The organism is Phytopseudomonas daroniae, assembly GCF_004327285.1.
GTDB classification, from domain to species: Bacteria; Pseudomonadota; Gammaproteobacteria; order Pseudomonadales; family Pseudomonadaceae; genus Aquipseudomonas; species Aquipseudomonas daroniae.
This window is the reverse complement of the sequence record NZ_QJUI01000007.1, coordinates 90,644-103,867: the sequence shown is the minus strand read 5'-3', so window position 1 is coordinate 103,867 and position 13,224 is coordinate 90,644. Positions and strand designations below refer to the sequence as shown.

Sequence of the window (13,224 nt, the reverse complement as noted above, 5' to 3'; positions counted from 1 at the left end):
GTCATTTTCCAGATAGCTGAAACCTTGATGCCAGACACTTTATCAGCCCTGAACGAAAACGGGCCCCGTCATCAACGATGACGGGGCCCGCTCGATTCGCTTGCCAAGGTTTAACGCGAGGCGAACGCCGCGCAGAAACCACTGACATTATCGGGGCCACAGATGTGATTGACCGAGGTCATCAGCATCTGGCTCGGCGTGGCCTGGAAATCCACCGACATCATCACGCTCAGAGCGGTGATGGTGACGATGGAGAACACGAACAACTTGCGTGCCCAGACCTTGTCGTCGACTGCCTTGTAGCCCGACACCCCCATCCACAACCAGTAGGCACCGCTGACAGCAGCTACGACGAAGTAGCTGTAGCCGGCATAACCACTGATGGTCAGCATCAGGGTGGCGACCAGGAACGCGGCGATGTACAAGACGATGCTGCGCTTGGCAGCGGGTACGCCCTTGATCACCGGCAACACCGGAATATTGGCGGCCTGGTAGTCATTGAAACGAAAAATGGCGATAGCGTACGAGTGGGGCATCTGCCAGAGGCTGAAGATCAGCAGCAGAATCGCTGCCCCCATATCGAACTCGTTGCTTACAGCGCAATAGCCCACAACAGGCGGAGCGGCGCCCGACAGACTGCCAACCAGGGTTCCATAAACCGAATTCCGCTTGAGGTACAGGCTATACAGCCCAACGTAGACGACGAAGCCCATCAGGACCAAGGCGACTGCAAGCAGGTTAGTGGCTTTATAGAGCAAGGCAACGCCTGCAATCCCGAGGATGCAGGCGTAAACGATGGCATGAGTCGGCGGAACCAGGCCTTTTACCAGCACCCTGTTCTTGGTCCGCTCCATCTTTTCATCGATGTCCCTATCGATGTAGTTGTTGAACACGCAACCGGAAGCAATCACCAGAGCGACGCCGAGCGCTGTTGCCAGGAACAGCGCCAGGTCGATATCCCCTTTCGAAGCCAGGAAGAAACCACCGGCAACGGAAATCATGTTTCCGAAGACGATGCCTGGCTTGGTCAGGAGCAGGTATTGCTTGAACATCAGGCTGCTCTCTTTTAGTTGGCCATCATGTAGTAGTGCATGCTCCAGATGATCCAGATCGAGAGCGCTACGACGATGATGGTGATCAGTATGGTGAACACGAAGGCAACCGTGTTCCAACGCTGCTCGGACGAGGTGTTCATGTGCAGGAAGTACACAAGGTGTACGTAGATCTGCACGACCGCGAACGCGACGATGGTGAACAGCGTGGCCGCTTTCGACATGACGGGATTCATCACGATCGCGAACGGAATCACGGTGAGGATTACCGACAGCACGAAGCCGACGACGTAATCCTTGGTGCTGCCGTGGCTGGCACCCGCGGAGGAGTGGTGATCATGAGCCATTACAGAGCCCCCATCAGATAGACAACGGTAAACACGCAGATCCAGACCACGTCGAGGAAGTGCCAGAACAGACTGAGGCAGCTCAGACGGGTCTGAGTGACCGGCGTCAAACCGCGACTGGCGACCTGGTGCATCATCACTGCCATCCATACCAGACCGGCACTTACGTGCAGGCCGTGAGTACCGACCAGGGTGAAGAACGCGGACCAGTAGGCACTGACCTGAGGAGCGGCGCCCTCGTGAATCAGGTGATGGAACTCGTAAAGCTCGATCGAGATGAACACCAGACCGAACAGGAAGGTGGCAGCCAGCCAGGCAAGCACCTTGCTCTTGTCGCCACGGTACATGGCCAGCATGGCCATGCCGTAGGTGATGCTGGAGAACAACAGGGCGAATGTTTCGACCAGAACGAGTTTCAGGTCGATCAGATCTGCCGGAGTGGGACCGCCGGCGTACGCGGTGCTGAGCACCGCGAAGCCTGCGAAGATACTCGCGAACAGGATGCAGTCGGTCATCAGGTAAATCCAGAACCCGAAGACCTTCATTTCACCCGCATCGTGGTGATGTTCGTGCTCATGCTCATCGGCATGAGCAGCGTGGTTGCTGATCACTTCACTGGACATGGTTTACGCCTGATTAGCCTTTGCTTGAATGTGTGCCTTTTCGATCCGCTCGATCTCATCGGGCTGCACGTAGTAGTCGACGTCCTGGTTGTAGCTGTTGCGAATCAGGACGGCGAAGGTGCCGACGAAGCTCAATGCAGCCAGCCACCAGATGTGCCAGATCAGGGCGAAACCGAAGGCCAGAGCGCCTACGGACATGATCAGGCCAACGCCGGTGTTCTTCGGCATGTGAATCGGTGCGTACTTGCTCGGCGCAGCCGGCAGACCGTCACGCTTCATCTCATGGAATTCGTCGATGCGATCACCATGTGGCGTTACCGCGAAGTTGTAGAACGGCGGTGGCGACGAGGTCGACCATTCCAGGGTGCGAGCGTCCCATGGGTCGCCAGTCACGTCGGCCAGTTCCTTGCGCTTGATGATCGATACAGCGAACTGGATCACGGTGCACAGGATACCGATACCGATCAGCACGGCGCCGACCACGGCGATGTGCAGCCACGGCTCCCATTCCGGGTTGGTGGTGCTGTTCAGACGACGGGTCATGCCCATGAAGCCGAGAATGTACAGCGGCATGAACGCCAGGTAGAAACCGACGATCCAGAACCAGAAGGACGCCTTGCCCCAGCCTTCGTGCAGCTTGAAGCCGAACGCTTTCGGGAACCAGAAGGTGATACCGGCCATGTAGCCGAATACCGCACCGCCGATGATCACGTTGTGGAAGTGGGCAATCAGGAACAGGCTGTTGTGCAGCAGGAAGTCAGCGCCCGGAACGGCCAGCAGCACGCCGGTCATACCACCGATGGAGAAGGTGATGATGAAGCCCAGGGTCCACAGGATCGGCGAAGTGAATTCCAGACGACCGCGGTACATGGTGAACAGCCAGGTGAAGATCTTCACACCGGTCGGAATGGCGATGATCATCGTCGCGATACCGAAGAAGGCGTTGACACTGGCCCCGGAGCCCATGGTGAAGAAGTGGTGCAGCCACACCACGAACGACAGCACGGTGATGGCAATGGTAGCCCAGACCATCGAGGCATAACCGAACAGACGCTTGCGGGCGAATACGGCAGTCACCTCGGAGAACACCCCGAAGGCCGGCAGGATCAGGATGTACACCTCAGGGTGGCCCCAGGCCCACAGGAGGTTGACGTACATCATTGGATTGCCACCAGCGTCGTTGGTGAAGAAGTGGAAATCCAGGTAACGATCCAGGGTCAGCATGCCGAGTACGGCGGTCAGGATCGGGAAGGCGCCGCAGATGATCACGCTGGTGCACAGAATGGTCCAGGTGAAAATCGGCATCTTGAACAGGGTCATGCCGGGGGCGCGCATCTTGATGATGGTCACGAAGAAGTTGACACCCGTCAGCAGCGTACCGATACCGGATATCTGTAGCGCCCAAATGTAGTAGTCGACCCCTACCCCGGGACTGTATTCGATTCCTGACAAAGGCGGATACGCGACCCAGCCGGTCATGGCGAACTCACCGACGAACAGCGAGATGTTGGTCAGCAGCACACCGACCACGAACAGCCAGAAGCTCAGGGAGTTGAGGAACGGGAAGGCAACGTCGCGCGCACCGATCTGCAGTGGCGTGACGATGTTCATCAGGCCGACCACCAGTGGCATGGCCACGAAGAAGATCATGATCGTACCGTGAGCGGTGAAGATCTGATCGTAGTGGTGCGGCGGCAGATAGCCTTCGGAACCGCCGGTAGCGATGGCGAGCTGGGTACGCATCATGATGGCGTCGGCAAAACCGCGCAGCAGCATGACCAGGGCGACGAGAATGTACATCACGCCGATCTTCTTGTGGTCGACCGAAGTCAGCCACTCGGTCCACAGGTAGCCCCACTTCTTGAAGTAGGTCAGCGCGGCGAACAGCCCGAGACCACCCAGAACCACGGCAATCATCGTGATTACCAGGATGGGCTCGTGCAGGGGTATTGCGTCTAGTGTCAGCTTTCCGAACATCGTTTATTCCTCCGCACCTGAATCGTGCGCGGCTTCGCTCACAGGGTTGCTCTTGTAATCGATGTACTGGCCAAGAATCTGCCGGAACAGACCAGGCTGAGCGTTGAAGTACTCGACTGGGTTGTTTTCACTCGCTTTGGACAGCAACTGATAGCTGCCATCGAAAGTCAGCGTGTCAGGCGACTGTTTGACCTTGGTCACCCACTGCTCGAACTCTTCGTTGCTGGTCGAATGCACCTTGAACTTCATGCCCGAGAAGCCGTGCCCGCTGTAGTTGCCCGACAGGCCGAAGAACTCGCCCGGTTCGTTGGCAATCAGGTGCAGCTGGGTGCGCATGCCGCCCATGGCGTAGACCATGCCGCCCAGTTGCGGGATGAAGAAGGTGTTCATCACCGACTGCGAGGTGATCTGGAAGCTCAGCGGGGTGTTTTCCGGAATGTACAGTTCATTGACGGTAGCGATGCCCTGCTCCGGGTAGATGAACAGCCATTTCCAGTCCAGCGAAACCACTTCGACGACCAGAGGTTTGACGTCGGACTCGATCGGCTTGTACGGGTCGAGCGAGTGGGTGGTTTTCCAGGTGATGACCGCCAGCACGGCGACGATCACGCAGGGCACGCCCCAGACGATGGCCTCGATCTTGTGCGAGTGAGCCCACTCGGGCGCGTAGGTCGCGTCCTTGTTCGAGGAGCGATAGCGCCAGGCGAACAGAATGGTCATGAAAATGACGGGAACCACCACGATCAGCATCAGCAGAGTGGCGGTAATGATGAGGTTGCGCTGCTCGATGCCGATCTGGCCTTTCGAATCGAAAAGAACCCAGTCGCAGCCACTCAGGGAGACGGCCACGACAATCGTCAGAAGCGTGCGGAACAAGCGGTGGTACTTCTCTTCTCTCATTTCACGACCTTCAGCAAAGTGATATCCCACATATCGTTCTGTTCAGCCTGATACCCAATACGGCAGGGCATGCCAGGAAAACGGTGCGTTCGCACACCGAAATCGTTTCAGCATCGAAACCACTAAACGGAGGGGGCGACATTTTCGGTTACGCAGCCGAAAAAACCAACTGCATAACGACGATGGGCCTACAAATAGTCGGGATGTAGTGCTCGCCCCGGCCTGCCCCAGCCCTACACCACCAACCGCGACCCTGCGGCCGGTGATATCTCGCTTAGCTCGCAAAGCCCCATATGACCGCACCTGTAGCGCGAGGTAAAACCACGGCTCGCTAGCCAGCTGCGAATAAACGGATGAGTTGCGACTCATAATAGTGGCTCATATCGCCAAATTTGCGCGGCAATATGTCGCACAGCAATAGCCACTCATAAAAAGGCTATTACGGTAAATCAGGTTCCTTCGGCAGATTGCCAATCGCAATAGCAACCAACGGCCATGGTGTTGGCCGCGGAAACGCTGCGATTAGCGGAAAGCGCATCGAGGATCGGTTCAACGAAACTGTTCGAGGAGTTGCACACCAGCCCCTCACTGTAAGGGCCGGCGTAGGCCAGGCGCCCATGTTGATCCCAGATGGCGATGGCCGGGCTCGCCGGAATCGATTCCATCCCTTCCAGGGACTCCAGCGGCGTGAGCTTGCCACGCAGAAACGGCAGCATCTCGCCCACGCTTCCCGGCTTCTGCACACTGTAAAACTCGACCCCGGAGAAACGGTAGAGGCTGATCAGGTAATTGAGGTGAGCATCGGTTTCCTTGTGGCAGGGGCACTGCGGATCCCAGAAATGCACCACACGAATCTTGCCAGGCCCGGCCAGTTCGGCCGGCAGCTTGAGCCCGCCACCCTGGAAGAACACCGCCTGCTGCTCCTGATCACTGAAGGGGCGCAGATAAGCGACACCGAAACGTGCCCAGACCCACGCACCGATCGCCAGCATGATCGCCAGCGCCAGCAGGCATAGAATCAGAAGAAAGCGCTTGGACGGAGCCGTCTGCGTCTTGCTCATCTACTCTGGCTCACGGCCGTATTTGATACGGAACTGCTTTTCCATTTCCTTGCAGCTATCGGTAGCGAAAGAGCGCGAGGTCGGCTTGGCGGTCGGATCGTTTGCCTTGACCCAGCAGGCCTGGATGGCGGCTAGTTCGTTGGCTTGAATATCGGCAGTCTGCTCACGGGTGATGGCATAGATGATGATGCCGAAGACCAGCGCAATGAAGCCGAGACCGAGCAGGGTCAGCCACAGACATCCACCGCGTTTACCAGTGTCCGCCTGCTCCGTGGATCGATTGCGTGCCTTATCGTCGCTCATGTCTACACCCCGCCGAAGAGGGTGCGGAACATAGCATTTTTACCCATGCCGCGGCAGGGACCAAAAAGCACATAGAAAATGAAGGGTTATCGCCCTCCCCTGCCCTGTCTGGCCTATAAGGCCCGCGGTCATGGGCTTCAGACGCGAGCGCCACGAAGCCTGTCGTCGACAATGGACATACCCCGTTACGACCCATACCGCCGCCAAGGGAATCCCTTGAGCACCCCGCCAACTGTAGCGTCAGGCGCAATCGTCACGATGCCTGACGAGGTCGGTGCGGGGGGCCAGCAAATTTCTGGTCAAACCTATTGCGGTGAACTTCACTCATACCTTGTGAGGGCTGAATTGAATTGCGGGTGCCGCACGATCCAGGCTGATCAGCTCTCGGATATCTCATGTCGGCAGGAAATGCTGGAGCCAGAGGAGAAGAGTCATGATCAATCACATTTGGGGGCTACTGGCCCATCCGGGCCGCGAGTGGCGCAACATCGACCGGGAAAAGGAGAGCATCACTGAGCTTTACGCCCATCACGTTCTGCTGATGGCACTCATTCCCGTGGTCAGTGCCTTTATCGGAACCACCCAAATCGGCTGGCATCTGGGTGGAGAAGCATACAAGGTGGCGATGCCGACGGCGGCTGCGCTGGGCATCGCGTTCTATATCCTGATGCTGGTCGGCGTGGCCATCATGGGTAATGTCATCCACTGGATGTCCGATTCGTTCGCCAGTCGCCCGAGCCGTCGCCGCTGCATCGTCTTTGCCGGCTATGTCGCCACACCGCTGTTCATCGCAGGCATCTCGTTGCTCTACCCGAAAGCCTGGTTACTGCTACTCGTTGGCATCATCGCGCTCGCCTACAGCGCTCGCCTACTTTATGTAGGCATGCCGGCGTTTCTGCGCATTCCCGTCAACGAGGGGCTGACCATCTCTGGCGGTACCCTGGCCATTGGCGTACTGCTGCTGGAGCTGATCCTCGCACTGACCGTGGCACTCTGGGGGTTGGGCTTCAACGACTATGCGGTGAGCTGGTCGCTGTTCCGCTAGAAGCAGCTACAAGCTGCAAGCCTCAAGCTGCAAGTAAGAGCGCCGCGGGAAGCTTCAAACTTGAGGCTTGCAGCTTGGAGCTTGCAACTGCTTCAAAGGAACCAGCGATACTCACGGGCACTGATGCTATCCATGAACGCAAGGTGATCCTGACGCTTGTTCTCGCAATAGACCATCACGAACTCCTCCCCCAAGCCGTTGTTCACCGCCTGATGGTGACGCATGGCAGTAACTGCCGATAGCATGTCCATGGGGAAGTCGATACCGCTCTGACGGTTCTCGTTCAACGGCGCGATGGGTTCCAGTCGCTGCTCCAGACCATGCTCCATCGCCGCCAGAATCGCCGCCAATACCAGATAGGGATTGGCATCGGCGCCAGCCAGCCGGTGCTCGATGCGCAGGTTGCGCGCGTCCGAGTCGGGAATACGCACGCAGGCATCGCGATCTTCATAGCCCCAACTGGCACGGCTCGCGGCATTCACCCGCGAGCCGTAGCGACGGTAGGCATTGTGGTGGGCGGCGAAGATCGGCATGCAGTGCGGCAACCATTCCAGGCAACCAGCCACCGCGTGGCGTAGCGGGCGCTGCTCATCGACCGCCAGCAGATTATTGCCCTGCTCGTCATAGAGGCTCACGTGCACGTGCATGCCACTGCCCGGTGCATCGAGGTAGGGCTTGCTCATGAAGCTGGCCCGATGCCCGTTCCTGAGTGCCACGCCACGGGTGAGCCGGCCGAACAGCGCAGCCCAGTCGGCCGCCTGCAGGCCATCCTCACAGTGAGCGAAGTTGATTTCGAATTGCCCAGGGCCGATTTCTGCGGTGATCACATTGGCGTCGATGCCCTGTTCGTTGGCCGCCTCGACGATCTCGTGCAATACCGTGGAGAAACGCGACAGGCGCTCGATATGCAGGTTCGGCTGATCGTCCTCATCGCCACACAGCGGATCACGCGGATACTGCGGCAGCCCGTCCTTGAGGGCGCGATCGAACAGATAGAACTCCAATTCGAAAGCGACGACCGGACGAATACCCTTCGCGGCCAGACGCTTCAGCACCCGCGACAGCACCTCCCGCGGCTCGAACTCGATGGGCGATTCGGTGCCATCCGAGCTGATCAGCATCTGGCCCAGCGGCTGGCTTTCCCAGCGCACCGGCTTGAGCGTGCCGGGAATCAACCGGCGGGTGGCATCCGGGTCGCCATCCTTGAAGCAGTAATCACCAATCGGATGCAGGCCACCCTGGGCACCGAGCAGCACACAGTTCTGCGGCAGCTTGAGCAGGCTGCCTGCGGCGACTTTCTCCAGCATCTCGATGGGATAGCGCTTGCCATAGAAATGTCCGGGAATGTCCAGGCAGATCAGATCGACATAGCGAACGTTGGGGTGAGCGGCGCGGAAAGTACGGACTTCGTCGAGCAGGTTGTCGGTGGTCATGTCGAGGATCCTGTGTCCGCTCAGCGGAACACCCAGAGTACCCGTGCGGGCTGATCGGTAAGATTGGCGTAGCGAAACTGGCTATGTGGCGGTAGCTGGAAGCTGTCGTTGGGGCCGAGGATGACCGGCTCCGGCTGATCATCCAGCCAGATGCTCAGGTGCCCTTCGAGTACGAAACCGCCCTGCTCCGAACTGTCGTTCAGATGCCCGTCGCCACTGCTGGCACCGGGTGCCAGGTGGCTCTCCAGCATGGAGAATCCAGCCGACATGCTCGGCGAGACCAGCACATCGGTGATCCCACCGGCGTAATACAACGTGCGGCGTTCGCCAGGCCGGGTGACCCAGGGCAACATCCGGGGCTTGGCGAGGCTGTAGAAGTAGGTGGTCGGCACACCCAGGGTCTCGCTGATGGCGGTCAGATCCGCCACGGTCGGCCGCGACAGGCCACGCTCGACCTGGGACAGGAAACCCACCGAGCGTCCGATACGCGCTGCCAACTCACCCAGCGTCAGGTTCTTGTGCTTGCGCAGGTCGCGAATCAGGATCGCGAGCCCCTCGATTTCTTCTTGCATATCCATGGCGCTGTCCTTCAGATGCTGTCGCGCAGCCGGTACCAGGCCTTGCCCGCCGCTTCGAGCGGCGCAGCCAGCCAGGAGCCGCCAGGAAAACGTGGATTGCCGATGCGTTGATAAAGCGCCAGCAACTGCTCAGCGCCGAGGATCGAGTCGGCCACCGCCCGCGCGGCGGCCAGGGTCGGTAGCACGCCGTGCCCGGAGAAACCCTGCAGCCAGTAACGCTGCCCCTGGCGGCCGACATCCGGCGTGCGCTTCATGGTGACGTCGATATGCCCGCCCCAACCAAACTCTATGTCCACACCGGCAAGCTGTGGAAAGACGCGCTCCAGATAAGGACGGGTAGCAGCGGGAATATCTCTGGGCAACCCACCCAGGTAGGTGCAGCCGCCACCGAACAACAGCCGATTGTCCGGTGTCAGGCGGAAGTAATCGGGAACGAACTGGTTGTCGATCACGCAACTGTCATGGGGCAGCAGCGATTGCGCCAACTGCGGGTCGAGCACGGCCGTCGCGACCTGATAGGAACCCACCGGCAGCACGCGACGGGATAACGAGGTATCCAGATCGTCGAGATACGCATTGCAGGCCAGCACCAGTACATCGGCGCGTACCTCACCCTCGGCTGTGCGTGCAAGATAGCCGCCGGATATTTCCTCGTAGCCGAGCACCTGGCTTTGCTCGAAGACCCGCCCACCGGCCTGTTCGATGGCAGACGCCAGCCCCTGGGCCAGCTTCAGTGGATTCAGGTGGGCGCCCTGAGCGTCGTAGAGCGCCGCCACATAACGCGGGCTGTCGATCCACTCGCGCAGCTCCGCGCCCTCGATCAGGCGCAAATCCTGATAGCCCCATTTCTGCAGCGCTTCGCTTTGCGCCTCGCGCAACTGGCTGACGCGGCGCGGCTGCACGGCAGCCCACAAGCTACCAACCCGGTAATCGACCTCGAAACCATGACGCTCGGGCAGCTCGCGCATTTCCTCGGCGGCCCAGCACATGCTGTCCCACAGGCTTCGCGCGCCCTCCAGGCCGAGTGCCTTTTCCAGCGGCGGCATATCGCAGGACCAGCCCAGCAAAGCCTGCCCGCCATTCCGCCCGGACGCGGCCCAGGCCACTCGACTGGACTCCAGTAGCACCACGCGCTTGCCACTCAGGGCCAGACGCAAGCCCGTATGCAAACCACTGAAACCGGCGCCGATAATCAACACATCGCAGTCGAGGCTGGCCTCCAGACGCGGGCGTAGTGGGATCGTGCCGGGATAGGTGCCAGCATAGTAGGTACCGACATGCTGGGTAGACTGCTTGAACATGAGATGAAATTATCTAGCGATATTTCATGAAAAAATACATCATTAATTTCATATCGCCAAGCGCAGTCGGATCATCGACACCTTTGCCAGCGATGAGCGAACGGTTAAGCGCCGGCCGGGTCGAACATCGACAACAATCGAAGCACTGGCGGCTGCATGACCAGAACCGGCCATGAAGAGCAGCCCGCGAGTGCCCAGGAGACTTAGCATGACCCGACTCTCACACCTGACCACTCCCCTTCTGCTGGCTTTCGGCATTCTGCTGATCGCCGGCTGTGCCAGCCGCGACGATGAAACCCAAGCACCTGCAGCCACGGTGACACCGGAGCAGCAGGCGGTCGATGACGATTTCCAGCGCTTGAGCAGCCTGGCTCAGCGTGGCGATCTGGATAGCCAGTTCAAGCTCGGCAGTTTCTACTTCGTCGGTAAACCGCAGAAGGATCTCAAGCAGGCCGAATACTGGTGGAAACAGGCGGCCGATCGCGGCCATGCCGAAGCGGCCGTCAGCCTTGCCTACCTGTATACCGGGCGCGACAACCCGGAGTTCGGCAACCCGCAGGCCATGCTCAAATACCTGAACCAGTCCGCCAGCAGCGGCAACCCCATGGCCCAGCACATTCTCGGCAATCTTTACATGCGAGGCATCCAGGGCGTCGAACGTGACCCGAATCAGGCTCGCCGCCTGTTCCAGAGTGCCTGCCGGCAGAACTATGCGGCCAGTTGCAAAGCGCTGGATAGCAAACCGGGCGCCTGATCACATTACGGCTGCAGATCGAAAGAAGCCTGCCCGGTGAGCGCATCGAAAGGCACGGAGAAATGTTCATGGGCGATCAGCCAATGCCCGTCCTGCTTGCGATAGCACTGGCTGACGCGCATCCATGACGACTGCATTTCACCCTGCTCGTTCGCACCCCCGCAGTGGCAGATAAAATAGCCGAAGCCCAGATCCTGCCCCAGCTCTACATGCAACTGCTGCATGTCGAACAAAGTGGGCCCCGAACACATCTCCATACAAGCCTGCCAGTGGGCCATGTAGGTGTCGCGCCCCTTGAACTGCAACTGTCCTACCGCATCGAACGCCACGACATCGATGCTGTAGTGTTCGCTGATACGGTGCAGGTTCTTGTCGCTAACGGCTTGCCTCCAATGCCCCAGCATCTGCTCGATGTTGGCGTGATCAGCCGCGTTTTGGGTGACGGTATTCATCGCCTCCTCCAGTCGTCGTTACACTCGAAGCGCCCGTTCGCCCCGACGTAGTCTTACTCTAGCCGCCCGATGCGCAGCGGCCAGAGAAAGCGACCAATGCCCTCCCCCGCGCGAACTACGCCAGCTCCAGCAACACCTCATCCAGCGCCTGCAACAGCAGATCGGCATGCTCGCTCTGAAACGTCAATAAAGGACGAATCTTCAGGATGTTCTCCAGCGGCCCAGCCGCGCTGATCAGCACACCACGCTCGCGCATGCCATTGACCACGCGCCGCGTCTGCTCGGCTGCAGGGGTTTTCATCTTGCGATCGGTTACCAGTTCCACGCCGAGGAACATTCCGGCCCCGCGCACGTCACCGATCAACTCGTGGCGCTCGCTCAGCTTGCGAAGCTCGCCGAGCAGGTAAGCGCCGATCTGCGTCGAGCGCTGCTGCAACCCTTCGTCATGGATCACATCCAGCACCGCCTGGCCGGCGGCGCAGGACACCGGGTTGCCGCCGAAAGTATTGAAGTAGCGCATGCTGCGGCCGAAAGGCTCGAGTACTTCAGGGCGCACCACCACGCCGGCAATCGGCTGACCATTGCCCATGGGTTTGCCGAGGCTGACCAGATCGGGTTGCACGCCATGCCGCTGAAACCCCCACATATGCGCGCCAGTGCGGGCGAAACCGCACTGCACTTCGTCGGCGATATACAGCAGGCCTTCGGCGTGAGCGATGGCGACTGCCTCGGCGATGCAGCCCTGGGGATCTGCGAAAATACCGTCGCTGGCGAAGATGCCGTCGATCAGCAGCGCTGCGGGCTTGATGCCACTGGCACGCAGATCGGCGATGGCGCCGCGTACGTCTTCGGCGAACAGCTTGCCGGCCTGCTCCGCCCCCAGACGATAGGCGTCCGGTGCACGCACGGTGCGTGCATGAGCGGGCAGTTGAATACTCGCCCCTAGCGATGGCGACAGCGAGGAAATATCGCCAGTGACGCCGTGGTAGGCGAAGCGGGTGATGATCACCCCGGTGCCGCCGGTGTAATGCCGGGCGATGCGCAGGGCCAGGTCGTTGGCTTCGCTGCCGGTGCAGGTGAACATCACTTGCTGCAACGCATCGGGAAAGGTGCCAAGCAGGCTCTCGGCATAATCGAGAATGCCTTCCTGCAGATAACGGGTGTGGGTATTCAGCCGCGCGGCCTGTTCGGCGATGGCCTGCACCACTCGCGGGTGGCAATGGCCGATGGAGGCGACATTGTTGTAGGCATCCAGATAGCGGCGCCCGGACTCGTCATACAGCCACACGCCCTCGCCGCGCACAGTGTGCAGCGGGCGTTAACCGGTGCGCTTGTGACGCACCGGGTGACGCTCAAGGGTAGGAACCGCGGTCAGGCTTGTGGCCCGGCGCGTATATG

The 13,224-nt window shown here is 59.7% G+C and carries 13 protein-coding genes and 1 pseudogene; 2 read left to right on the top strand and 12 right to left on the bottom strand.

The features are described from left to right. Positions 1-110: 110 nt before the first annotated feature. The 7 genes from cyoE to DNK06_RS09470 all read right to left on the bottom strand — a co-directional run bounded on the left by cyoE (position 111) and on the right by DNK06_RS09470 (position 6,263). Positions 111-1,055: a heme o synthase gene (gene cyoE, locus DNK06_RS09500; protein ID WP_207389993.1), complete on the bottom strand. Its 945-nt coding sequence runs from the start codon at positions 1,053-1,055 to the stop codon at positions 111-113. A gap of 11 nt (positions 1,056-1,066) precedes the next feature. Further along, positions 1,067-1,399 carry a cytochrome o ubiquinol oxidase subunit IV gene (locus DNK06_RS09495; protein WP_131179785.1) on the bottom strand — a complete coding sequence of 111 codons (333 nt, stop codon included), beginning with the start codon at positions 1,397-1,399 and terminating at the stop codon, positions 1,067-1,069. Continuing rightward, positions 1,399-2,022 (bottom strand): cytochrome o ubiquinol oxidase subunit III, encoded by a 624-nt coding sequence (cyoC, locus tag DNK06_RS09490; RefSeq protein WP_131179784.1) that lies wholly within the window; start codon positions 2,020-2,022, stop codon positions 1,399-1,401. Before cyoC ends, DNK06_RS09495 begins: the two co-directional genes overlap by 1 nt. Positions 2,023-2,025: 3 nt before the next feature. Then, entirely contained in the window at positions 2,026-3,999 is a 1,974-nt protein-coding gene (cyoB, locus tag DNK06_RS09485) for a cytochrome o ubiquinol oxidase subunit I (protein WP_131179783.1), read from the bottom strand. 3 nt (positions 4,000-4,002) lie between these two features. After that, on the bottom strand, positions 4,003-4,899 hold the full coding sequence (gene cyoA / locus DNK06_RS09480) for a ubiquinol oxidase subunit II (RefSeq protein WP_131179782.1): 897 nt from the start codon (positions 4,897-4,899) through the stop codon (positions 4,003-4,005). A 449-nt stretch (positions 4,900-5,348) separates the two neighbouring features. Continuing rightward, entirely contained in the window at positions 5,349-5,960 is a 612-nt protein-coding gene (locus DNK06_RS09475) for a DUF6436 domain-containing protein (protein ID WP_131179781.1), read from the bottom strand. Further along, positions 5,961-6,263: a hypothetical protein gene (locus tag DNK06_RS09470; RefSeq protein WP_131179780.1), complete on the bottom strand. Its 303-nt coding sequence runs from the start codon at positions 6,261-6,263 to the stop codon at positions 5,961-5,963. Positions 6,264-6,696: 433 nt separating this feature from the next. On the opposite strand from DNK06_RS09470, the gene DNK06_RS09465 reads away from it, so the two are divergent. After that, on the top strand, positions 6,697-7,308 hold the full coding sequence (locus DNK06_RS09465) for a Yip1 family protein (RefSeq protein ID WP_131179779.1): 612 nt from the start codon (positions 6,697-6,699) through the stop codon (positions 7,306-7,308). A gap of 92 nt (positions 7,309-7,400) precedes the next feature. Here DNK06_RS09465 and DNK06_RS09460 read toward each other — a convergent pair whose 3' ends face one another. Genes DNK06_RS09460 through DNK06_RS09450 form a run of 3 tightly spaced genes read right to left on the bottom strand, consistent with a single transcriptional unit; the run spans position 7,401 to position 10,620 of the window. Beyond that, positions 7,401-8,741 (bottom strand): glutamine synthetase family protein, encoded by a 1,341-nt coding sequence (locus DNK06_RS09460; protein WP_131179778.1) that lies wholly within the window; start codon positions 8,739-8,741, stop codon positions 7,401-7,403. 20 nt (positions 8,742-8,761) lie between these two features. Beyond that, complete coding sequence (locus tag DNK06_RS09455; protein WP_131179777.1) at positions 8,762-9,319, bottom strand: helix-turn-helix domain-containing protein; 558 nt, start codon at positions 9,317-9,319, stop codon at positions 8,762-8,764. A gap of 11 nt (positions 9,320-9,330) precedes the next feature. Next, entirely contained in the window at positions 9,331-10,620 is a 1,290-nt protein-coding gene (locus DNK06_RS09450) for an NAD(P)/FAD-dependent oxidoreductase (RefSeq protein WP_131179776.1), read from the bottom strand. A 208-nt stretch (positions 10,621-10,828) separates the two neighbouring features. Here DNK06_RS09450 and DNK06_RS09445 point away from each other — a divergent pair, with 208 nt between their 5' ends. Beyond that, entirely contained in the window at positions 10,829-11,374 is a 546-nt protein-coding gene (locus DNK06_RS09445; protein ID WP_131179775.1) for a tetratricopeptide repeat protein, read from the top strand. A gap of 5 nt (positions 11,375-11,379) precedes the next feature. Here DNK06_RS09445 and DNK06_RS09440 read toward each other — a convergent pair whose 3' ends face one another. Both DNK06_RS09440 and DNK06_RS09435 read right to left on the bottom strand, forming a co-directional pair. Further along, complete coding sequence (locus DNK06_RS09440; RefSeq protein WP_131179774.1) at positions 11,380-11,826, bottom strand: YybH family protein; 447 nt, start codon at positions 11,824-11,826, stop codon at positions 11,380-11,382. 115 nt (positions 11,827-11,941) lie between these two features. After that, positions 11,942-13,144: pseudogene (locus DNK06_RS09435) on the bottom strand (aspartate aminotransferase family protein); the annotation flags it as partial. Positions 13,145-13,224: the final 80 nt, after the last annotated feature.